General features: G+C 50.8%; 15 protein-coding genes and 2 pseudogenes. 10 read left to right on the forward strand and 7 right to left on the reverse strand.

Annotation, left to right across the window (positions count from 1 at the left end):
- The first annotated feature begins 60 nt into the window (after positions 1–60).
- Positions 61–768: pseudogene (locus AC6I6H_RS18635) on the forward strand (amidohydrolase family protein).
- Positions 769–794: 26 nt separating this feature from the next.
- Here the strand turns inward: AC6I6H_RS18635 and AC6I6H_RS18640 are convergent.
- The gene (locus tag AC6I6H_RS18640; protein WP_497955506.1) at positions 795–1,400 is read right to left on the reverse strand and encodes a flavodoxin domain-containing protein; all 606 of its coding nucleotides are present in this window, start codon (positions 1,398–1,400) and stop codon (positions 795–797) included.
- Complete coding sequence (locus tag AC6I6H_RS18645) at positions 1,375–1,848, reverse strand: MarR family winged helix-turn-helix transcriptional regulator (protein WP_497955507.1); 474 nt, start codon at positions 1,846–1,848, stop codon at positions 1,375–1,377. Before AC6I6H_RS18645 ends, AC6I6H_RS18640 begins: the two co-directional genes overlap by 26 nt.
- Positions 1,849–2,201: 353 nt before the next feature.
- Here AC6I6H_RS18645 and AC6I6H_RS18650 point away from each other — a divergent pair, with 353 nt between their 5' ends.
- The 5 genes from AC6I6H_RS18650 to AC6I6H_RS18670 all read left to right on the forward strand — a co-directional run bounded on the left by AC6I6H_RS18650 (position 2,202) and on the right by AC6I6H_RS18670 (position 12,319).
- Entirely contained in the window at positions 2,202–2,867 is a 666-nt protein-coding gene (locus tag AC6I6H_RS18650) for a hypothetical protein (RefSeq protein WP_497955508.1), read from the forward strand.
- 39 nt (positions 2,868–2,906) lie between these two features.
- Positions 2,907–3,815: an aminoglycoside phosphotransferase family protein gene (locus tag AC6I6H_RS18655; protein ID WP_497955509.1), complete on the forward strand. Its 909-nt coding sequence runs from the start codon at positions 2,907–2,909 to the stop codon at positions 3,813–3,815.
- Between the two features lie 162 nt (positions 3,816–3,977).
- Complete coding sequence (locus AC6I6H_RS18660; RefSeq protein WP_497955510.1) at positions 3,978–4,394, forward strand: VOC family protein; 417 nt, start codon at positions 3,978–3,980, stop codon at positions 4,392–4,394.
- A 501-nt stretch (positions 4,395–4,895) separates the two neighbouring features.
- On the forward strand, positions 4,896–11,210 hold the full coding sequence (locus tag AC6I6H_RS18665) for an S-layer homology domain-containing protein (RefSeq protein ID WP_497955511.1): 6,315 nt from the start codon (positions 4,896–4,898) through the stop codon (positions 11,208–11,210).
- Between the two features lie 482 nt (positions 11,211–11,692).
- A complete protein-coding gene (locus tag AC6I6H_RS18670) occupies positions 11,693–12,319 on the forward strand; it encodes an NUDIX hydrolase (protein WP_497955512.1) in 627 nt (208 codons plus the stop codon).
- A gap of 201 nt (positions 12,320–12,520) precedes the next feature.
- Here AC6I6H_RS18670 and AC6I6H_RS18675 read toward each other — a convergent pair whose 3' ends face one another.
- Together AC6I6H_RS18675 and AC6I6H_RS18680 are read right to left on the reverse strand one after the other, a co-directional pair.
- Complete coding sequence (locus AC6I6H_RS18675; RefSeq protein ID WP_497955513.1) at positions 12,521–13,081, reverse strand: sugar O-acetyltransferase; 561 nt, start codon at positions 13,079–13,081, stop codon at positions 12,521–12,523.
- 73 nt (positions 13,082–13,154) lie between these two features.
- On the reverse strand, positions 13,155–14,186 hold the full coding sequence (locus AC6I6H_RS18680; RefSeq protein WP_497955514.1) for an ROK family protein: 1,032 nt from the start codon (positions 14,184–14,186) through the stop codon (positions 13,155–13,157).
- Positions 14,187–14,462: 276 nt separating this feature from the next.
- On the opposite strand from AC6I6H_RS18680, the gene AC6I6H_RS18685 reads away from it, so the two are divergent.
- From AC6I6H_RS18685 to arsC, 3 genes are read left to right on the forward strand one after another with little or no spacing between them, the layout of a single operon-like run.
- Positions 14,463–14,786 carry an ArsR/SmtB family transcription factor gene (locus AC6I6H_RS18685; RefSeq protein ID WP_497955515.1) on the forward strand — a complete coding sequence of 108 codons (324 nt, stop codon included), beginning with the start codon at positions 14,463–14,465 and terminating at the stop codon, positions 14,784–14,786.
- Positions 14,787–14,811: 25 nt separating this feature from the next.
- Positions 14,812–15,891: an ACR3 family arsenite efflux transporter gene (gene arsB / locus AC6I6H_RS18690; protein WP_497955516.1), complete on the forward strand. Its 1,080-nt coding sequence runs from the start codon at positions 14,812–14,814 to the stop codon at positions 15,889–15,891.
- 6 nt (positions 15,892–15,897) lie between these two features.
- Complete coding sequence (arsC, locus tag AC6I6H_RS18695; protein ID WP_497955517.1) at positions 15,898–16,320, forward strand: arsenate reductase (thioredoxin); 423 nt, start codon at positions 15,898–15,900, stop codon at positions 16,318–16,320.
- 71 nt (positions 16,321–16,391) lie between these two features.
- Here the strand turns inward: arsC and AC6I6H_RS18700 are convergent, their stop codons facing one another.
- Positions 16,392–17,828 carry a peptidase G2 autoproteolytic cleavage domain-containing protein gene (locus AC6I6H_RS18700; RefSeq protein WP_497955518.1) on the reverse strand — a complete coding sequence of 479 codons (1,437 nt, stop codon included), beginning with the start codon at positions 17,826–17,828 and terminating at the stop codon, positions 16,392–16,394.
- Between the two features lie 350 nt (positions 17,829–18,178).
- Positions 18,179–19,162: pseudogene (gene rpoD / locus AC6I6H_RS18705) on the reverse strand (RNA polymerase sigma factor RpoD); the annotation flags it as partial.
- 354 nt (positions 19,163–19,516) lie between these two features.
- On the opposite strand from rpoD, the gene AC6I6H_RS18710 reads away from it, so the two are divergent.
- Positions 19,517–20,449: a manganese-dependent inorganic pyrophosphatase gene (locus AC6I6H_RS18710; protein WP_497955519.1), complete on the forward strand. Its 933-nt coding sequence runs from the start codon at positions 19,517–19,519 to the stop codon at positions 20,447–20,449.
- A 92-nt stretch (positions 20,450–20,541) separates the two neighbouring features.
- On the opposite strand, the gene AC6I6H_RS18715 is transcribed toward AC6I6H_RS18710, so the two are convergent.
- On the reverse strand, positions 20,542–22,224 hold the full coding sequence (locus AC6I6H_RS18715; protein ID WP_497955520.1) for a methyl-accepting chemotaxis protein: 1,683 nt from the start codon (positions 22,222–22,224) through the stop codon (positions 20,542–20,544).
- Between the last annotated feature and the right edge of the window lie 211 nt (positions 22,225–22,435).

Genomic DNA, 22,435 nt, shown 5'->3' on the forward strand with positions numbered 1-22,435 from the left:
CTGTGGCAACCGTTAGCCACCCATGCCCCGGCGGGGTACCACAGACTATGACGTTGCGTTATTATCAGGGTAGAATCAAGGATTTTTCCCGAACCGTTTACCTGTGAAGATTATTTAGAGATAGTGCGACAATGGAACAAGAGAGGAGGTGCCGTGGTTTCCGCTCCTTTCAAGGATTTGATCAAACGTATTTGATTGATGCACTGCAAAAACTTGGTGAGAATTTTGTTGGAGTCACCCGACTTCCTCATGATACACCGGATGAAGAAATTATTAGGCTGCATGGCTGCGGGGAGAGGAACATTCGTTTTAATGTTAAGCGAGGAGGCTCGGAAGACCTTTCCCGTTTAGACTACTTCGCAAGGAGAGTTCATGAGTTAGCAGGCTGGCACGTGGAATTATATATTGATTCTGCTGCTTTGCTTGAAATTGCCTCCGTATTGGGAAACCTTCCTGCTGTATCGGTTGACCATCTGGGCTTATCCAAAGAAGGCTTTCCTAACCTTTTGTCCTTGGTCGACAAAGGCGTTCGAGAAAAGCAACAGGCTTTGGCAGGGTCGAGCTTGATGCAGCACAGGCTATCCGTTCCATTTATTCGGTGAATCCGGATGCTTTAATGTTTGGGACGGATCTTCCTTCCACGAGAGCAAGGAGACCCTATGACATTCTGATATAGAACTGATTTACAACATATTTAATGAAAATCAAGCCGAAAAAGTTATGTATCAGAATGCGGTTGATTGGTACTTGAAGGAACGAACCAATTGAAGACAAAGCTTTTCGGGCAACGGCCGTCAACTCGTCGGGTTGGCGGCCGCTTCATTTTCCGCAGCAGGAAGGCTCATAGGAAAACCTGCTTTTGTTTTTATCGCCTGCACCAAGGGGGCAATTGTCGAGCGATCCGTAAAGTCTACTTTTTGCCCGTAAGTATCAACCATCGCTTTTTCCTCGCTGCTCCTCTCATCTTCCGACTTTTTCCGCACCTTTTTCATTAACATATTCATCATGGTCCGATGCATGAAATTCATTTTTGGGTAGTCCATTCCGCCACGCAAGTGAAACACCTTAATCTTTTCTTGCATTTCCGGAGTAAAGGCGCGAGAGAGGGAGGATCGGATCGAATCCGTATTTTGCGGGTCCGTTACATCAGCGGCCCCTACGGTAAAGAGAAACAGCTCCTTATCGCGGATGCTTTTAAAATTTTTCGTCATCAAAGAAATGCCGCTGACGCCGCCGGCATATAGCCCGCCGCCATAAACGATGACGTCATAGCCCGTTAATACGGAGGGATCGGTTTGATCGGCTTCAAGCAGGTCGGCCCTCAGTTCCTCCGAAATCCACCGGCTGTATTTTTCGGTGAAGCCGTATTTTGATTTATAGATGACCGCTATTTTTGCCATCGTTCTTTTCCATCCTTTCAATATTTTCAAACAATGCTTCAAAGGTTTGTTTGCTGTTTTCAAGCAGCTCCGGGTGGATGCCGCTAAAGAGCTGCTGTAAAAAGGCGCTGCCTCTGGCCTCAAAGTGGGTGAAGAAACGGTAGGTTTGAGCGGTTAAAGCCACCGACAGATTGCGTTTGTCCACGGGATTGACCGTAAGCTCTACATATCCGTTGGCCGCCAGAACCTGAAGCATTTTACGCACATTCTGGCGAGTGCTGCCTATGTAATCAGCAACTTCGGTAACGGAAGGGTGCTCCTTGCCAAGATTGTGAATCATCATCAGTAAAAACCACTGCTTTACTGTAATCTCCTTCAAATAGTTATCGCCTAACGTTTGCAGTTTGTTCGACAAAAGGAAGATACTGCCGAATAAATAAGGTTTGGTTTCTATCGCCATTACCTCCATCTCAAAAGCGCAACCTGTTGCTTATTACTGCTTTATACATTACGCAATAGGTTGCGCTTTGTCAAATTTTATTCCTGAAGGAGGGAGGAAAGATATGAGAAACCCGCAACAAGGCGAAGGTTTCTTGCGGCTTCGATTAAACGCCTAAAAGGGGAATGGCTCGGAGCATACTTTCGTGGTGGAGACGCTGCAAATTATTTTTCGTTATCCCTTGCTCTTTCTGTCGTCGTATACCATAATAACCTAATTCTGATGTTCAATTGAAATGCTATGGTATACTCTTATTAATAGCGGGAGATGGCTATGCAAAAACTCTTCTATTGAGAGAAAAGCATGTTTACCTTGGAGGTTAAATGAATAAAAAAGCTGTAATTTTCTCCTGCATTTCTTTGGTTGCTTGCGCTGCAATTCTCCTTATCATCCTTCGTTATTGTGATCCTGACAAAATAAATTCAACCGAGGTAGCCGCAAATCAAAAGGAAGTTGTTATTCCTGAGATTGGTCTAACAAAAGTGGATGATTTAATGATTGGCTCGGAACCTCCCAAGCTTATTTTTGCAGATAAAGCTAAGGCAATATTTCAAACCACTGGCGGAGTATATGTTTATGATAGGAATGATAAGGCTCTGGTTCGATCCTTCGATACCTCGTCATTCGCATCGGAAAGGGACTCCAATGTATTCCCGAGTTCTTTTGCTACGCAAGACGGGAAACAACTTATTTTTTGCTTTACGAAGGGGCCGGGAGAATTTGTTTCGGCTTTCCGTTATTCCTGGGAAAATAAACTTATAAACGAGTTAACCGAAAGCGAATTAGGAGAATATCGCAAAAAAAGATTTGAAATCAATTACCTGGAACCAAATGATGAACGGTACCAAAAGTCCACAGGAATCATAGCTACGATTTCTGATCGAGAATATGTTTATTTAACGTTTCAGGATTGGAAAGTGAGCACAATCAACGTGGTTTATGTGCAAGATGACAAGGAAACCGTCTATAGAGTGTTTACCAATAAATAAATGAGAAAGGTTGTTGTGAAGGGAGAGCTCCGTAAGATCATGACAAGAATACCGGACAATTTCCGTGAGAAAATGGTAAAGGCTTACGGCAGGCGCGTAGAAGAGTGGGTTCGCTCGCTGCCCGATTTGATTTCCACGAGTGAAGCGCTTTTTGGTATTCAGGTGGTAGCGCCATTTGACAATTTATCTTATAACTATATCGCGCATGGCATGAATGGAGAGGGAAGGCCGATCGTGCTCAAGTTATCGTTCGAGAAAGAAGATCTTGCGAAAGAGATGCGAACCTTAACTGCATTTGCAGGGAGAGGAGGCGTTCGGGTGATCGAGCGGAAGGATGAATTCGGCGCTGCTGTGCTTGAACGTGTTCTTCCCGGCACGCCGTTGTCCGCTACGACAAATGACAGAGAAGCGACCGAAGTTTTCTGTGAGGTGCTCGAGCGTCTGCGTAGTCCGTTTGTCGCCGAGGAAAGGGATTTCCTCACGTTGCGAAGATGGTTCGAGGCGTTTGCCCGCTATCGCAACCGCTTCGGCACGGAAGGCCCGCTCCCCGAGCATTGGTTTGTACGGGCTGAAGAGACATTGGAGGATCTGCTAAGGACGACAACCGAAACCGTGCTCATTCACGGCGATTTACACCATGAGAATATTTTACAGAATGGTGATGGCGGCTGGGCGGTCATCGATCCGAAAGGGATTATCGGAGATGTTTGCTTCGAAACGATACAGTACTTGCTCAATTACGTCGATCGTGACGGAGACTGCGATACGGTCCTAAGCCGCCGCGTGGCGATTATATCGCAACGGCTCAACCTTGATCGCAGCCGCATTGCACGATGGGGCATTGCACGTGGCGTACTTGAAGCATGCTGGGCAGTCGAGGATGGTGTTGACTGGAAGGAAGGAATTGACATCTCAGAGCGGTTTACAAGGCTGCTGAATGAGTCGTGACGGTTTGTTTAATGGCCTTAGCAATCTAATTTTTTCTCGTTGATATGCCGGGTTTACAACTGCTTGTTCCTCAAGTAAACCGATGAATTCCCGGATCGGCTTTCGTCTAAATAAACGAAGGCACCATGACAACAAACCAATTTGACGATGAGGTGTTTAAAAATGGCCTTAATGTCCACATTCACGAGCTTCAATCTGCCTGTAAACAACGTAGAACAATCGAAGGCGTTCTTCACCGGACTAGGATTCGAGCTTAACCCGCAATTCCCCGAGAATGAGAAGTCGGTAGCCATCGTGATCGGCGACGACCTGCAGGTCATGCTGCTCACCAAAGAACTTTTAAAATCGCTCACGCAGAAGGAAGCCGTTGATACGGAAAAGTATGCGCAAATGACGATCGCATTGGCCTTCGAAAGCCGAGAAAAGGTGGATGAAATCGTGAATACTGCGGTCTCCTTGGGCGGGAAATCGTACGAAGAGCCTGAGGATTATGGATTTATGTATCATTGGGCCTTCGAGGACTTGGACGGCCATATGTGGGCAATCAATTACATGAACACGGATGCAGCTCAAGGTTAAGGATAACTATTAATGATGGGTGGTAATCTCAACTGAAATGATAACTCGCTCGATGGATGAAAACACAGATAGCCACAATACAAGTACATTCGCGTTGCAAATATTGCTTGTCGGATGTCGGAGGACAACAACAAAGCAACTTAAAAAACCGCTCAAATCGCGGTTTTTTTGTTTTATTTTGTCAAGTTCTTGTCCGATTTAAAAGACAAGAACTCGATAACTGCCGAGGTGTTGCGGGAAATGGATAAAGCCGCCGTGAAGTTGGGCGAGTCCATTCAATCCTCAAAGACGACAAGTTCGATCATTTCCCTTTCTAGCGGAAGCCATGAATGTTTTAGGGCAAGGTCTGGACAGCATTGTTTCCGCTGTTGAAAACACCGGTGAAATGTAGCTTATTAAGCAAGTTCCCAATGGTGATGTGTTTTAAATGCTATTGTTCAGAAATTGTTCAGTGCTTCGTAGTACTATATCAACACATGATATTTTTACGGAGGGATTATTTTGAGGCAAAGTAAACGACGATTCGCAGGCCTGTCACTTTCAATTCTGTTGTTGATCAGCGTGGTGTCTGGGGTCGTTATGCCCAAGAAAGTATTTGCAGCGACACCACCGACAGAGGGGGTTATCACTTATTCAAACATTGTATCAGGTATTAATTATGCTTCAATTCCGTCAGGATACTCTACTCCGTACCAGCTATCCGCTCCTAACGCAGCCAATTACGGTCTTGATGTGGTAGCGGAAAGCGGAACAAATACAGCAGCTTTTTTGATTCGAGGTGTAAATTCATCTGGTTTTGGATCCGGTGATAATACTGCTCTCCGTATACAGGGCGGAGGGATAAATTATATTGATTTTCGAACAAATGATACAAATTATGTCTTCGATTTCAACAGTATGGACATCCGGTGGGGGTCCACCTCCCCCTATGTGGCGAACGGAACATACACAATACAAGCTCTGAAGTTCAACGGTTCCGATTTTGTCGTATCAGGCAATCCTGTTACTTTAACGGCTTCCTCTACAATTAATACGTATAAAACCACGGGAAATCTATCAGGGGTTTCCGACTTACAAGGTATATCAGGCTTTCGAGTCAAGATGGGCACATTATCTCAAAACGATAGTCCATATTTTGATAATATTTCGATCTCTAATGTTAGAACAATTCCCGTTTCTGCACCAACTGCCAATCCGGCTGGAGGGGCCGTGGAAGTAGGGACGTCAGTGACATTGACGAGTTCGACGAGCGGTGCATCGATCTATTACACAACAGACGGAACAACGCCGACCACCAGCAGCACTTTGTATAGCGCGCCGATCAATATTGCGAGCAGCCAGACAATTAAAGCCATTGCCAGTAAAGCCGGGATGACAGATAGTGAAATGATGACCGAAAGCTACATGGTCACAGCGGCGCAGTCAGAAATAATCAATGATCCCAGTTCTCCATTTGTAACAGGTTCTCTTGGTTCGGGGAGTTACATCGGACAATCCTTCACCGCGACGAAGACAGGTGTCATCGAAAGCATTATGATTTCTGCGAGGATCCTTGACGATGTGACATTGGAGATTCGTTCCGGAGAGGGAAGAAATGGGCCCGTTTTGCATACTCAAACGGTTCAACAGATTCATACTAATGACCAGGATGTTCCGTTTGAGGCTCCGAATAATAACAGATATCCATTTATCGAGATCCCAATCAACGATACAGTGCGTGTAACAAGTGGAGAGCGCTACACCTTCGTTTTTACACCGCATACCGACGCCATGGATATTATGATTTCGGATAATACCTACTCAGGTGGTATTGTACACTGGGAATACTTAGAAGAAATAACTAGTCCCTATTGTAATGTTTCAAACGTTTGTTCAGAGATTGACATGTTTTTTAAAGTGACGATAGGCGATGCTCTGACGGATGCAGTTGCGCCGACGATCACGACGCAGCCGGGAGATCAGGTAGTGAATGTTGGCAATACAGCTACACTGTCAGTTGCAGCCAATGCTAGCGGCACGCTGAGCTATCAATGGTACAGCAACTCTACGAATAGCAACACGGGAGGTACGCTGATCCCAGGAGCGGAAAGTGCAATGTACAGCGTTCCGACGGGCAACGCAGGCACGACATATTATTATGCGATTGTGACCCATACGGACAACAGTGCAACGGGTACAAAGACGGCGACGACGACGAGCGCGGTGGCCCGAGTGACGGTAAATGCCACACCCACCAAAATTACATTTGATACCGGCAATACAACAACAATCTCAGCTGACGCCAAAACAATTACTGGAAAAAACACGTCCAATAATGTTTCTGTTAAGTTGTTAACTCCGGAAAAGACTTGGATCAAAACAAATGACGTAGCCTTTAACTTGATGACAGGACTAACCGGCGACTACGCAACATTGTCTGAAAATACCGAGTTTCCATTATTGATTACAATGACTGTTGATTTAAACAACGATGGTATATTCGGTGACCGATTTAAGTTGAACGGATTGAAGTTTGCGGATCCAAGTTTATGGGGTGGTAATTTCACCTTTAAACCTAATGCCGACTCCATCGGTGAGGAGACGAAAGACCCTGGATATTTTGGGGAACATGCTGCTTTCGTTCCCGCGAATCCGTCAAACTTCGATGGAATCACAAGTTTGGGCATCTTATTTTCCTCGAATGCAAGGAGTATTGCAATTGATGACATTGATGTAACGACTCCTTCTATGGTGCTTTTACCGGAGACGACACCTTCGGCAGCAATCAACTTCACGAACGAGCAGCTGACGGCCCTTTCGGCGAATGAGGATTACAAAATTAACGGCACAGATATCAAAGTTAGTCCTTCAGGCAGCATTGCGATTGCTGAAGGCTGGTTTGGAGAAACACTTTCGATCGTAAAGACCGGCAACGGCACAACGACGACGGACAGCGAAGCGCAGACGCTGGCGATCCCAAGCCGTCCGGCGACTCCATCGGGAGTCGGAAAGACAGACGAGACATATCCGGGAGCTTCGAACGGTACGATCATTGGCGCAGCAAGTACGATGGAGTACAAGCTGAGCTCTACGAACACGTGGACTGATGTAACGGGAACAACCGTGAGCGATCTTGCACCGGGCACGTATGACGTGCGCGTGAAGGCAACGAGCAGCGCTTTTGCTTCGGCAGCGGTGCAAGTAACGGTGAGCTCGACCTCGGCGACGCAGGAGATTACACCGGCAGCAGTCATCAACTACGAGACGGAAGAACTGACGGGACTTGTCCCGAATGCAGCCTATACGATAAATGGCGCCAGCAAAACAGCCAATGCGAGCGGCAAGATGGCGATTGAGCTGAACTGGCTGGGCACGTCGCTCTCGATCGTAAAGACCGGCAACGGCACAACGACGACGGACAGCGAAGCGCAGACGCTGGCGATCCCAAGCCGTCCGGCGACTCCATCGGGAGTCGGAAAGACAGACGAGACATATCCGGGAGCTTCGAACGGTACGATCACTGGCGCAGCAAGTACGATGGAGTACAAGCTGAGCTCTACGAACACGTGGACCGATGTAACGGGAACAACCGTGAGCGATCTTGCACCGGGCACGTATGACGTGCGCGTGAAGGCAACGAGCAGCGCTTTTGCTTCGGCAGCGGTGCAAGCAACGGTGAGTTCGACCTCGGCGACGCAGGAGATTACACCGGCAGCAGTCATCAACTACGAGACGGAAGAACTGACGGGACTTGTCCCGAATGCTTCGTACGAAATCAACGGGACGACGGTGCAAGCGGATGCCACGGGCACGATTGACATCGATAACAGTTGGCTGGGCACGTCGCTCTCGATCGTAAAGACCGGCAACGGCACAACGACGACGGACAGCGAAGCGCAGACGCTGGCGATCCCAAGCCGTCCGGCGACTCCATCGGGAGTCGGAAAGACAGACGAGACATATCCGGGAGCTTCGAACGGTACGATTACTGGCGCAGCAAGTACGATGGAGTACAAGCTGAGCTCTACGAACACGTGGACCGATGTAACGGGTTTAACCGTGAGCGGTCTTGCACCGGGCACGTATGACGTGCGCGTGAAGGCAACGAGCAGCGCTTTTGCTTCGGCAGCGGTGCAAGTAACGGTGAGCTCGACCTCGGCGACGCAGGAGATTACACCGGCAGCAGTCATCAACTACGAGACGGAAGAACTGACGGGACTTGTCCCGAATGCTTCGTACGAAATCAACGGGACGACGGTGCAAGCGGATGCCACGGGCACGATTGACATCGATAACAGTTGGCTGGGCACGTCGCTCTCGATCGTGAAGACCGGCAACGGCACAACGACGACGGACAGCGAAGCGCAGACGCTGGCGGTCCCAAGCCGTCCGGCGACTCCATCGGGAGTCGGAAAGACAGACGAGACATATCCGGGAGCTTCGAACGGTACGATCACTGGCGCAGCAAGTACGATGGAGTACAAGCTGAGCTCTACGAACACGTGGACTGATGTAACGGGAACAACCGTGAGCGATCTTGCACCGGGCACGTATGACGTGCGCGTGAAGGCAACGAGCAGCGCTTTTGCTTCGGCAGCGGTGCAAGTAATGGTGAGTTCGACCTCGGCGACGCAGGAGATTACACCGGCAGCAGTCATCAACTACGAGACGGAAGAACTGACAGGATTTGTCCCGAATGCAGCCTATACGATAAATGGCGCCAGCAAAACAGCCAATGCGAGCGGCAAGATGGCGATTGAGCTGAACTGGCTGGGCACGTCGCTCTCAATCGTGAAGACCGGCAACGGCACAACGACGACGGACAGCGCAGCGCAGACGCTGGCGGTCCCAAGCCGTCCGGCGACTCCATCGGGAGTCGGCAAAACGGACGAGACATATCCGGGAGCTTCGAACGGTACGATCACTGGCGCAGCAAGTACGATGGAGTACAAGTTGAGCTCTACGAACACGTGGACTGATGTAACGGGAACAACCGTGAGCGGTCTTGCACCGGGCACGTATGACGTGCGCGTGAAGGCAACGAGCAGCGCTTTTGCTTCGGCAGCGGTGCAAGTAATGGTGAGTTCGACCTCGGCGACGCAGGAGATTACACCGGCAGCAGTCATCAACTACGAGACGGAAGAACTGACAGGATTTGTCCCGAATGCAGCCTATACGATAAATGGCGCCAGCAAAACAGCCAATGCGAGCGGCAAGATGGCGATTGAGCTGAACTGGCTGGGCACGTCGCTCTCGATCGTGAAGACCGGCAACGGCACAACGACGACGGACAGCGAAGCGCAGACGCTGCAAGTTCCATCACGGGCCGCCGCTCCGGAAGCAATGGCTAATGACAGCGCCAATACAATTGATGGTCTGGATACGACAATGGAGTTTTCGGTTGACGGCGGTTCCTACGTGAAATATAGCGGGAATAATGTGCCGGATCTATCAGGTAAACATACTGTCAATGTACGTATAGCAGCCACTGTTTCTAAACTGGCCAGCGAGAGCAAGACACTGATCTTTGCGACGAATCAGGCGCCGCCAGTCTCGACGCCGCCGACCACCACGACACCTGCGTCTAACGATGCCATCGTTCTCGTCAATGGCAAGCAGGAGAGTGCGGGCAAGGCAACGAATACAGAATCCGGCGGTGTTAAGACGACGACGATTGCCGTAGATCCGGCCAAGCTACAGGCGAAGCTGGATGAAGAAGGCGAGAACGCGATCGTTACTATTCCTGTAAACTCCGGCGCAGACGTTGTTGTAGGCGAGTTGGACGGCCGGATGGTCAAGAACATGGAGGATAAGCAGGCAACAGTAGAAATTTGGACGGGAAATGCGAGCTATACGCTGCCGGCGAAACAGATCAACATTGACGCCATCTCCTCCCAGGTGGGTAGCAATGTGCAGCTGCAGGATATTATTATCAAGATTGAAATCGCCGAGCCCAAAGCATCAACAGTACAAACGGTCGAAGATGCCGCATCAAACGGCAGATTTACACTGATCGTCCCTGCGGTTGACTTTACTGTTCGCGCCGTCCATGGCGATAAAACGGTGGAAGTAAGCAAGTTCAACACCTATGTGAAGCGTACGATCGCTCTGCCGGACGGCATCGATACGAGTCGGATTACGACGGGAGTAGTCATTGAGCCGGACGGCACAGTACGCCACGTGCCGACAAAAGTGGTACAGAATGATGGCAAGTTCTACGCCGAAATTAACAGCTTGACGAACAGCACGTACTCGGTCGTGTGGCATCCTCTTGAGTTCTCCGACGCTAAAAAGCATTGGGCGAAGGACGCAGTGGACGACATGGGATCGCGGATGGTGGTCAACGGATTTGAAGACGGCACGTTCAAGCCGAACCGAGACATGACCCGGGCTGAGTTCGCCACGGTCATCGTACGCGGGTTGGGTCTCGGAAATGAGAATGGGAAAGCGCCGTTCAGCGATGTGCAATCCGGCGACTGGTTCAACGGCTACGTACAAACGGCAGCGGCCTACGGGTTGATCAACGGCTTCGAAGATGGCACGTTCCGTCCGAACGCTAAGATTACGCGTGAGCAGGCGATGGTCATCATTGCCAAAGCGATGGTGATCAGCGGTTTGAAAGATAAACTGCAAGGGCATGACGCTGCAGTGATGCTCGGCAAGTTCACGGACGCAGGCTCAGTGGCTGTATGGGCCAGAAACAGTGTTGCAGATACGCTGCTGGCAGGAATCGTAACCGGCCGCAGTGACAGAGTGTTGGATCCCAAAGAGCAAGTCACACGAGCCGAGGTGGCCGTAATGATCCGGAATCTTCTCATCAAGTCGAAATTAATTTAGAGTGAAATAAAGGAGGGTGTCCCAAAAGTCATCATAGATGACGGAGGGGCGACCCTCTTCTTCTTATCGTCAAACAAAAAGAAACCACTCTCTGGTAAAATGGAGGTACCACCCAACCATAAACCAAAAGGAGACGGCTTCTTTGTACCTTCAATATACCATGGATCAACTGTGCTTACCAATGGATTTAGAAGAAGACATTCCCACCAATCACCTCATTCGTGTGGTCACGCCGCCATCAATCGTCTCGACGAGGCGATTTTTGACGCGGCTTCCCCAAGATATTAGGGTAAGCGGGGGATAACGGATATTCGGAACAATTAAGTTCACATTACAAAGCAATATATCGAAGTAAAGAAAAAGAGCTAAAAATTTTTGCGAGCCAAGGTTATATTGAAGTAAATGATATTTACCCAAGTGAAATGAATAATTGGATTAATACCCATAATTGGGAGTAAATTAATAAAAAAGGAAAATTAAACATGGAGAATATTAAATACTTTACTGAAGATTATCGACTTCAAGGTGTAAGCAGAAGGGACGAAGTACATAAAAATGGATATTGGCATGAGACCTTTCATTGTTGGATAGTGTCCAAACGAGAAAACGGAAATTTTCTACAATTTCAATTGAGGAGTAAAAACAAAAAAGAATTTCCAAATGTTTTGGATATTTCTGCTGCAGGCCATATTTTAGAGGATGAAACAATTGAGGACGGAATGAGAGAATTAAAAGAAGAACTGGGCATAAGTGTTGACTTTTCAGATTTAATTAGCTTAGGTGTTATTAAAGATGAAATTATCACCAAGTCAATTATTGACCGTGAGCTAGCGAACGTATTTTTGTATATTACTTCCGATTATATGATTGATCAGTTTGCTATTCAGGAAGATGAACTAACGGGTGTTTTTGAAATCGATTTTCGAGAATTTATTCAATTGTTAAACGGACAAAAGAAAAGAATTCTTAGTTCTGGATTTCTGCTAAGTGAACCAGATAAAGTGAAAGTTAAAATATCTCGATATTTTACTCGTAAAGAAGTAGTGCCACATAACCAGGAGTATTTCAACGAAATGATTGGGGCATTATCAAAATATTTATTTGTATAGATCCAAAATACTGCGAGTAACACAAGGCTGTGGGGCTTCATATATACATATGTACAAAATACGAGTTTTGCGAATATGTATAGAGGCTTTTTGGCATCGGTCTATAAATGTCTTTTAAATTCCTAAATATTCTTTATGCGTGATATTTTATACGTGCGGCTGTTTAGTTTGCACAGCTCTTTATGCTAAGCGGCAGTTTTTTTATAGCTCGATTTGTTTGATCACTTTCGCCGGATTGCCGCCGACGATTGCGTTATCCAGTACATCTTTTGTGACGACGGCTCCTGAAGCAATGATCACGTTGTCGCCAATCGTTACACCCGGATTAATCACGGCTCGCCCGCCGACCCATACATTATTGCCAATCTTTACCGGTTTCCCGTATTCCGGTCCTTTGCTTCTTTCAAACGGATTTACGGGATGCGTGGCCGTATACACGTGAACGCCTGGTCCAAGCAGACAGTTATCGCCTATTCGAACCTCACATACATCCAGGATGGTACAGTCAAAATTGGCATAGAAATTTTCCCCGACGTGAACGTTATACCCGTAATCGAATCGGATATTCGGCTCCATTCCAAAATTGTTTCCCGTCGAACCCAGGAGTTCCTTCAGAAGCTGTATGCGAAGTTCATAATCTGTCTCTGTAGTTTGATTGTACAAGCGTGTCATTCGTCTGGCATATTCCCGTTCCCGCGTAAGTTCAGGATCAGAGGCGAGATAAAGTTCGCCGCTCAGCATTTTTTGTTTTTCCGTTTTCATATTTGCTTTCCATTCCTTTCTTATGTAAACTATCATCCAGCCGTTGGTGAAATGAAGATTCGCTGTTCTCCACTCACCTGCGTTTCTCTACCAGCTCCAGCGAATAGGAAAGGCTTTCCAAAGTCATTGCTATCAACCCGCCCTTGTAATCGTCATCGGGATTTTCCAGCAGGGTCAGGTGCGGCATATGCATCTCGGGGATGATTTTCAGGCACTCTTGACGGATCCGGTCAACATCGGAAGGCTGCACCAGATTCCCTGTCAGCGCGAGTGTCTCGGGATTGAGGACGGCGATCAGGCTTGCTGCGGCATGGGCGGCCAAAAGGTGAAACGTATTTCGGTCATGAAGCCGGCGAAATTGCTCCTTTTGGGACATCCCAAACGGCAAAAAGGCGATCTCTCCGGCAAACCTCGTATTCCCCCGGTGAATACGCCCTTCGATCATGATGCCCGCTCCGGGGAGAGAACCTTCAATAAAGGTCGCTACTGCTACAGTTCGCCTCCCTCCTTTCTCCTGCTTCTGATAAAAGCCGTATACGGTCAAATTCATGTCGTTCTCCACAATGACCTCGACCTCATGTTTTTGGCGAATGGTGGTCTCTAACGCAACATTAATCAGCTCCGGAATGTCGCAGACGTTAATAATGCCTTGATTCACGGCGCCCGGCACGCCAATCCCGACCGCCCGGATTTGCGGGTATCGGGCCATCAACTGATCAAGCCGCCGGTAAAGGACAGTTTCCTCTAATCTGGCGTGGTCTTCGACGCCCTGCTCCACCGCTTCTCCGTCCAAATTAGCCACCGTGTAAGAAAGAGAGTGCGAGTGAACGCCTGCTTTCACAATAAGACAAGCAATGTAGGAGAAATTCATGTTGTACCGAAAAACTTTGGCCGGCCGGCCGCCGCTCGACTCCTCAACATCCGTTTCCAGCACTTCACCGGCGGCCGTCAATTCGTTAAGGATGCTGCCGCAGCTGGCCACGCTTAAACCGGTGGCTTGCGAAACCATAGCCTTCGTGGCTTGCTTCAGGGTTCGCAGCGTTTGCCGAACCAGCTCCAGGTTCATTTTTTTTACATTCCTCGTGTTGTTTGCAAGTGGCTTCACCGAAACTTCTCCCCATTATTATAATACTTATAATAAGTATCAGCATAAATTATTTTATCCCTTCTGTCTACTTGGCAAACATGTAACCACTAATTACTTACCATAATATATATTATGTAAACATGTGCAGATAGAATAAAGTCTTACGCAAAGATCCTTATCCTTTATGGAAGAAAAAATGTTGTATTATATAATCAAATAATTATATAATGATTCCGGCACAAACAACAGAAGCGGGATTTTGTCCACCACCGAATCTTGTAAGGAGGTTTTTTCTTGATCCCGGTTGAGCAATTGGCTGATGAACTTAAGCTCATGGGCGACAAAACTAGATTGTCCATCCTTTCCTTTCTCCATGAAAGGGAATGCTGCGTGTGCGAGCTGGCCGAGCTGCTTCAAACGAGCCAGCCGAACGTAAGCCAGCACATGCGCAAGCTGAAGGACAGCAAGCTGGTCACGGAAGCCCGCAAAGGACAATGGATTTATTACTCACTTCAATTGGATGACAAGCCTTATCTGCTCTCGCTTTTGCAGATGCTTCCCTCCCAACGTGAACAAGTGGATCGGGTGCGCGCTGAAAACCCCGACCGCTGCTGCTAGGCGGTAAACAAAGGAGTGTAACGGTATGGTATCACAGGTCAACAAGCGGCTGTCCTTTTTGGACCGGTATTTGACGCTCTGGATTTTTCTTGCCATGGGAATCGGCATTTTTCTCGGGAACACACTCCCCTCTTTTGTCGACTTCCTGAACCGGTTTCAGATTGGAACCACCTCCCTTCCGATCGCGGCCGGCCTTATATTGATGATGTTTCCTCCCCTTGCAAAAGTCCGGTATGAAGAATTGGGGCGTGTGTTTCGAAACGGGAAAATTCTCGGGCTCTCCCTGCTGCAAAATTGGCTGATCGGCCCCCTGCTCATGTTCGTGCTGGCCGTCGTTTTTTTGCGGGGATATCCGGAATATATGGTCGGGCTCATCATGATCGGGCTCGCCCGCTGCATCGCTATGGTGATCGTCTGGAATGACTTGTGCAAAGGAGATACGGAATATGCCGCAGGGCTGGTGGCGTTCAACTCGATTTTTCAGGTGCTGTTCTACTCGGTATATACCTATTTGTTTGTGACGCTTATGCCGGGCTGGTTCGGGCTTGAAGGAATGGTCGTCCCCATCACCATGGGGGAAGTCGCAAAAAGCGTTTTTGTCTACTTGGGCATCCCTTTCCTTGCCGGCCTGTTGACCCGTTTTTCCCTCACCCGGGCGAAGGGGCGCGATTGGTATGAAAAAACGGTTTTGCCCAAGCTTAGCCCGGTTACCTTGATCGCTCTCCTGTTTACGATTGTCGTTATGTTTTCCCTAAAAGGGGACATGATTGTGGAACTGCCGCTCGACGCCCTTCGCATCGCGGTTCCTCTGCTGATTTATTTTGTAGTGATGTTTCTGATCTCGTTTTACATGGGCAAAAAAGCGGGCGCACCTTATCCGGTCACTTCCACGCTTGCGTTTACCGCGGCGAGCAACAACTTTGAGCTGGCGATCGCCGTTGCGGTCGGAGTTTTTGGCATTCATTCGGGCGCCGCCTTTGCTGCCGTTATTGGTCCTTTGGTAGAGGTGCCGGTGATGATTGCGTTGGTCAACGTGGCGCTGTGGTTCGGGAAAAAGTATTTTCCGCCTGCAGCTCCGCTTCCCATAAACGTCGATAAGGAGTAAGAAAAGATGAAGAAACCGATTGTTTATTTCCTGTGTACCGGAAATTCCTGCAGAAGCCAGATGGCCGACGGCTTTTTAAAGGCACTGGGCGGCGACCGCTATGAAGTAAAAAGCGCCGGCCTGGAGGCGCATGGCTTGAACCCGCGGGCGGTGCAAGTCATGAAGGACGCTAGTGTGGACATCAGCGGGCACACGTCGGATGTCATCGATCCCGAGCTGTTAAACCGGGCCGATTACGTGATTACGCTGTGCGGCCATGCGGATGAGCATTGTCCCGCTATCTCGAATCCAAACGTCGTGAAATGGCATTGGGGCTTTGACGACCCGGCCAAAGCGGCGGGCAGCGAAGAAGACGTGATGGCCAAGTTCCGTCAAGTGCGGGATGCCATCAAAACACGCGTGGATGCTTTCGTGCGGGAGGGCCGCTGACCCCTCCTTTTTCACGAAAAAAAGAGAGCTTTCCCCTGCGGGAAGCTCTCTTTTCTATGCTTCTTCTTTGCTTATTTGACCATGACCAAAAGCTGATTCGGCCCCGTCCTCTTCATAACCCGATAACCGTTATCCGCGCGCGTTGCAATCCCTTCGTCGTTTGGCGCGCAGTAGCCGTTCGCCTCGCAAGTTCCGTCATCCCGGACGAGAAGCTGTCCGAGCAGGCCGACGGCAACCCATTCCTTCCGTTCCGCGCGGGGGACATACACCCGCTCCGGGTCCCACGCCGGATTTATTGCCGGCTCCAGCTTAACCCCTGTCAAGATGGCCGGATCGACGCCTTCGCGCGGCGGCTTCGGCTCCCTTTCCTCGACCGGCCTCCCCCATTCGTCTTTTTGGTACTTCCCTTTCCATACAAAATCCCCGCTGTTTCCGAGCACGCCGGGCGTCGCGCTTGTGAGCCCAAGCCAATAGCTGTCCCTGGAAGTAGCCTTGCGGATTTTATCGCCCTCAAGAGTGACAAAATACCCCGGTTCAATCGGCTCGCCGTCCACCGTTTCGAACAGCTCGGCATAGTCGGCCGGACCCATATTGGTTCCCCCTGTAAAAGTACCGATGCCGGTATTGCCGGAAATCTTCGCCCGGATCGATCCGTTGACGAGAAACCAGGAGGTGGCCTCATTGGCGGTCCCGAACTGCCCCATTACATGGGCTGCGGTGAACCCGCCCGCTGAGGTGGAAATCCCTTCCGTATGCGAAACGATGCCGTTCGCATTGGTTTGGAAGCCTTCGGCATGGGCGGCCGTGGCGGATGCGATTGTTGCGCTGCCTTCGGCGTGCGATACGTCGCCGGAGGCAGTCGTGTCGCCTCCTTCCGCATGCGCGGCAATACCGAGCGCCCGGGTGCGGAGCCCTTCGGCATGCGTTTGTTCCCCGATCGCCATTGTCAAATAGCCTTCCGAGTGCGCGGCGAGCCCGGAGGTTAAAGTGCCCGCCGTTGTCTGAAACCCTTCGGCATGAGTCGCTTCGCCGAGCGCGTTGGTGGCCTGCCCTTCCGCATGGGAAGCTTCTCCGTATGCAATGGTGTAGACGGGCTGGCCGTCGATCAGGGCGTACTCACCCTCCGCATGCGAGGCAAACCCGGTGGCGATGGTCAAATTCCCTTCCGCGTGGGAAGATACCCCGCTGGCCAAGGTTTGTCCGCCTTCGGCATGCGACAGGTTGCCGCTGGCAATGGTTTGAACGCCTTCCGCATGGGAAGCGAATCCGCTTGCGGAGGTCAGGCTTCCTTCGGCATGAGAGGCATCGCCGGAAGCGATCGTATTGCCGTTTTGCGCGTGGGCGCCGCTTCCTCCTGCGCTGGTTTGGATGCCTTCCGCATGGGCGCCGACGCCGGAGGCCGTTGTTTGGTACCCTTCCGCCCGGGACGCAAAGCCGCTGGCTGTTGTGGTGTTTCCGCCTGCATCGGAGCAAGCCCCCGTCGCATTGCGGTTGCAGCCGTCCGCCATTCCCCGACACTTCCTTTCCCGCTGTTTCGAACCTGTCCGGTTCTCTTTTAAAGGTATGGCGGTTTCCCGCAGTTTGGTGTGGGGGAATAACAGGAAGGCGAAGGAAACAGGCGGTGCGAATGAGAAAGCTTGCAGTGGAACCCCGAGGAGAAAGAAAAAAACTGCCCCCACCGGTTTGGAAGAACCGGCAGGACAGCTTTTGGATGTAACGGAAGGCGTGTAAACGATGGTTTTTGAAACAGCATGAATCGTTTAGATGATTAAGTAAGCGGATATTTGTTAATCACATTAATCGTCTATTTTATAGAAGTATGATTCCACGAAGCGGGTTCCTGCGTTTTGGATTCCAGTCAGTCCAGAAAGTCCTTGAGCCTTTTGCTCCGGCTCGGATGACGAAGCTTGCGCAGTGCCTTCGCCTCTATCTGGCGAATGCGCTCACGCGTCACGCCAAAGGCTTTGCCCACTTCCTCAAGGGTTCTCGTACGGTTGTCGTCCAGTCCGAAACGCAACCGCAGGACGTTCATTTCCCGCTCCGTCAGCGTATCCAGGACGTCCTCCAGCTGCTCCTTTAGCATATGATACGAAGCGGAATCTACCGGGGCCAACGCATCCTGATCTTCGATAAAGTCACCCAGACTGGAGTCGTTTTCTTCCCCGATAGGCGTGTAGAGCGAAATCGGCTCCTGTGCGATCTTCATGATTTCCAAAACCTTTTCTTCCGGGAGGTCCATCTCTTTGGCGATTTCTTCGGAGGTTGGCTCGCGTCCAAGGTCCTGCAGCAGCTGCCGGGAAATTCTCACTTGCTTGTTGATTGTTTCGAACATGTGCACCGGTATGCGGATCGTCCGCGCCTGGTCGGCGATGGCGCGCGTGATGGCCTGCCGGATCCACCAGGTGGCGTAGGTGCTGAATTTGAAGCCTTTTTCATGGTCGAACTTCTCGACCGCCTTCATGAGACCCATGTTTCCTTCCTGGATAAGGTCCAGGAAAAGCATTCCTCGGCCCACATACCGGCGGGCTATGCTGACCACAAGACGAAGGTTGGCTTCCGCCAGCTGGCGTTTGGCTCGTTCGTCCCCGGCCTTGATACGCTCGGCCAGCTCGATCTCTTCCTGCGCCGAAAGCAGCTGAATCCGTCCGATTTCCTTCAGGTACAGCCGGACCGGATCGTCAACCTTAAAGCCGGCGGGCAGGCTGATGTCGTAATCGGTCACTTCTTCATCCTTGACCGGCTCCGTCATAGGATCCCGTTTCATTTGATCAAAAGCGAATTCCGGTTTTGTGTCGTTTCCCGTGATGTTTTCCATATGGCTCCGCACCCCCGACGAGTGATGTCTTTCTTCTCTTTCGCATTATCGAGCATTAGATCCGGAAACCTTCTGCAGCCTCTGCTCGCTCCTCCTTTAACTGGCGTCTGATTCCAGCTTCATGGTTGACAGTTCAGGTCTAATATGATATGATAAACAAAATTACATCATGAATATGATCCAAGCTATTTTATCATTTCTTCTATGTTTTTTCAATTTCTTTTTTCAACAATACGAACGGGACCGTCCAACGGTTCCGTTTTTTGCATTTTGTTTGCGGGATCGCTTGTCAGTCCGAGTATAATAGTGGGATATTGAACTCCGGGACAAGACAGCGTAAAATGGGTGAAGAAAGCATTACCTACCAAAAGGAGAAATAAGATGGAGAAAACGCTGGTTTTCGGACACAAAAATCCGGATACGGATACGATCTGCTCCGCCATTGCGTATGCGGAACTGAAAAAAACGCTGGGCATGGACGCCGAAGCGGTGCGGCTTGGCAACGTAAACGGGGAAACGCAATTTGCGCTGGACCGTTTCAACGTCCCCGCTCCCCGGCTGGTGGAAGGCGTCGCCGGCGAAACCAAAACGGTCATTCTGGTCGACCATAACGAGCGGCAGCAAAGCGCCCCGGACATCGACCAGGTTCGGGTAGCCGAGGTCATCGACCATCACCGGATCAGCAATTTTGAAACGAGCGGGCCGCTGTATTACCGCGCCGAGCCGGTCGGCTGCACCGCGACCATCATCCTGAAGCTGTACAAAGAGCATGACGTCGAAATTCGGCCCGAAATTGCGGGACTGATGCTGTCCGCCATCATCTCGGATTCCCTCTTGTTCAAGTCGCCGACCTGCACCCCGCTGGATGTGGCGGCTGCCAAAGTGCTGGCCGAAATCGCCGGCGTGGACATCGATACGTACGGCCTGAACATGCTCAAGGCCGGGGCCGACATGAGCAAGAAAACGATCGCGGAGCTCCTGTCCCTTGATGCCAAGGAATTCGAAATGGGCGGCAAAAAAGTCGAAATCGCCCAGGTCAACGTGGTTGATCCCGCCGATGTGCTTACGCGTCAGGCAGAGCTGGAGACCGCGATCAACGGGATCATCGGACAGAAAGGGCTGGATCTGTTCTTCTTCGTGGTAACCGACATTTTGAACAGCGATTCCACCGCCCTTGCCATCGGACCGTCGGCGCATGCCGCCGAGCTGGCTTATCAGGTCAAGCTGGAAAACAACACGGCGCTCCTGAAGGGCGTTGTTTCCCGCAAGGCGCAGATCGTACCGGTTCTGACCGATACGTTCAACAAGCTGTAAGAACCGTCTTTGAACCAACGGAAAAGGCGAAGGAACCGGACGTGCTTGCGTCCCCGGTGCCTTCGCCTTTTTGATGCAATCCGGTGCAGTCCTTACAACCGGAATTTGCCGAGCAAGTCCTGCAGCCTTTCCGCGAGTCCGGCGAGCGCCTGCGACGAAGCGGAAATTTCCTGCATGGCCGCAAGCTGCTCTTCGCAGGTGGCCGATACTTGCTGGGTGGCGTCCGTGCTTTGTCCGGCGGCGTCCTGGACCTTCTCCATCAGGGCGGATATTTCTTCCCCGCCCCTGTTCAGCAGGCTAATGGCTTCTGTCGTTTCCGCCAGCTTTGCCGCTACCTCGGCCACGGAGGACTGGATGTCCGCCAATGCGCCGTTAATATGCTCGGACAGATCGGTCCCGGCTTGAACGGCCTGCAAATCGGCCGAGATCCACTCCGAGGCGTTTTTGGTGTCGGTCAAAATTTCGCGCACCAGCTCGCTCACCTGCTCGGCGGAGACAGCCGATTGCTCGGCCAGCTTGCGGATTTCCGCGGCGACGACGGCAAAGCCCTTGCCGCTTTCCCCGGCACGGGAGGCTTCAATGGCCGCATTAAGCGACAGCAGATTCGTCTGCTTGGAGATGCCGGCCAGGATGGCCGCGATGCCGCCGATTTCGCCGGACCGTTCCGCAAGCTTCTCGATCGCGTCATGCGTCTGCCGGGTCGAATTCATGACCTCGCGCATGTGCGCCAGCACTTCTCCGCCTTCCCGCCGGCCCGTCTCTGCCAGGGCGGCCGCGCTATCCATCAGCGTATCGGCTTCACGCGCCAGGCCGGAGATCCGTCCGATCTCGCCGCCCATGGCGGACAGCGTCTCAGCCGTTTGGCGGACAAGCAGCATCTGCTCCTCCGCCCCGCCCGCCAGCTTCTCGGTAATGGCGCCGACATGCTCCGTCGAAGCGCTCGTTTCTTCGGCTACCGCCGCAAGCTCCTGGGACGAAGACGCCGTTTGATGCGTGACCTCGCTGATGGAAGCGACCATGGTCCGCAAGTCCTCGTTCATGAGGTTCACGTTGGCGGTCAGGTGCGCGATCTCGTCCCGCCCGCGAACCGGAATGTTTTCCGGGGTCAGATTTCCGGATGCGACCTGAACCAGCTTGTTTTCCACAGCCCGGATTTTGCCGGTCAGGCGCCGGGAAAACACATAGGCGGATGCGGCCGCTACCAGCAAAATCACCAGCTCGGACAAGGAGAAGAAGACGAGCGCTTGATTGCGCGCTTCAACAATCTTCTCCTGGGCCTTCGGGTCTCCGATGTACATCATGCCGATGGGGGTCCCGTCGGCGGACCGGATCGGCTCATACGCGGAAAAGATCGCTTGTCCCGCCACGTTCGCCATGCCGACGTAAATCTCGCCATTCGTCAGAACGCGCTCCGCCACTTCGGGAGAAGCCTGTGTGCCCGTTTTCCGGTTGCCCGCTTCGTCCTTAACCGAGGTGGCGATGCGGGTATCGCCCAGGAAAAGCGTCACCAGGTTTCCTTCCGTCGACTGCGTCACCGCGTCCATCACTTCATGATTGTCGTTCAAGGCTACGCCGCCTTTGTAAAGGACGCCGTCGCGCGCTTCCCAATCGCCGGGGTATTTCATATCAAACAACGTCTTCTCCAGCTTCAGCTGCACCCGCATGGAGGCCTCCGTCTCCTGCTTGATCAGCTTCTCTTCCTTCGTAACCGAAATGCCGCCCAACGTGCCGACCGCTAACAGGATCAATACGGTGGTCAGCAAAAAAACCTGCATCCCCAATTTTATCCCCTTGCGCGATTTCTCCATCCCGTACCCCATCCCTTGGCCGCCGCTTCTTGCCGTGCGACCCACTATTTTCTTGGTTTGTCGACATTATTCTACCAAAACGAATAGGACTTGTCGCTTGAACCTGGCACTTTTGAACCAATTTCATAATTTTTAAGTTTCTTAAAAAATTATGTAACCATATTCGCCTAAAAAACTC

The sequence above is a fragment of the Gorillibacterium sp. sgz306347 genome (assembly GCF_059735245.1).

What these genes read in the sequence shown, in the direction of transcription:
- AC6I6H_RS18700 (WP_497955518.1), bottom strand. Translation starts at nt 17,828, where the DNA reads ATGGCGGACGGCTGCAACCGCAATGCGACGGGGGCTTGCTCCGATGCA.
- AC6I6H_RS18645 (WP_497955507.1), bottom strand. Translation starts at nt 1,848, where the DNA reads ATGGAGGTAATGGCGATAGAAACCAAACCTTATTTATTCGGCAGTATC.
- AC6I6H_RS18670 (WP_497955512.1), top strand. Translation starts at nt 11,693, where the DNA reads ATGGAGAATATTAAATACTTTACTGAAGATTATCGACTTCAAGGTGTA.
- AC6I6H_RS18660 (WP_497955510.1), top strand. Translation starts at nt 3,978, where the DNA reads ATGGCCTTAATGTCCACATTCACGAGCTTCAATCTGCCTGTAAACAAC.
- AC6I6H_RS18650 (WP_497955508.1), top strand. Translation starts at nt 2,202, where the DNA reads ATGAATAAAAAAGCTGTAATTTTCTCCTGCATTTCTTTGGTTGCTTGC.
- arsC (WP_497955517.1), top strand. Translation starts at nt 15,898, where the DNA reads ATGAAGAAACCGATTGTTTATTTCCTGTGTACCGGAAATTCCTGCAGA.
- arsB (WP_497955516.1), top strand. Translation starts at nt 14,812, where the DNA reads ATGGTATCACAGGTCAACAAGCGGCTGTCCTTTTTGGACCGGTATTTG.
- AC6I6H_RS18710 (WP_497955519.1), top strand. Translation starts at nt 19,517, where the DNA reads ATGGAGAAAACGCTGGTTTTCGGACACAAAAATCCGGATACGGATACG.
- AC6I6H_RS18655 (WP_497955509.1), top strand. Translation starts at nt 2,907, where the DNA reads ATGACAAGAATACCGGACAATTTCCGTGAGAAAATGGTAAAGGCTTAC.
- AC6I6H_RS18640 (WP_497955506.1), bottom strand. Translation starts at nt 1,400, where the DNA reads ATGGCAAAAATAGCGGTCATCTATAAATCAAAATACGGCTTCACCGAA.
- AC6I6H_RS18675 (WP_497955513.1), bottom strand. Translation starts at nt 13,081, where the DNA reads ATGAAAACGGAAAAACAAAAAATGCTGAGCGGCGAACTTTATCTCGCC.
- AC6I6H_RS18715 (WP_497955520.1), bottom strand. Translation starts at nt 22,224, where the DNA reads ATGCAGGTTTTTTTGCTGACCACCGTATTGATCCTGTTAGCGGTCGGC.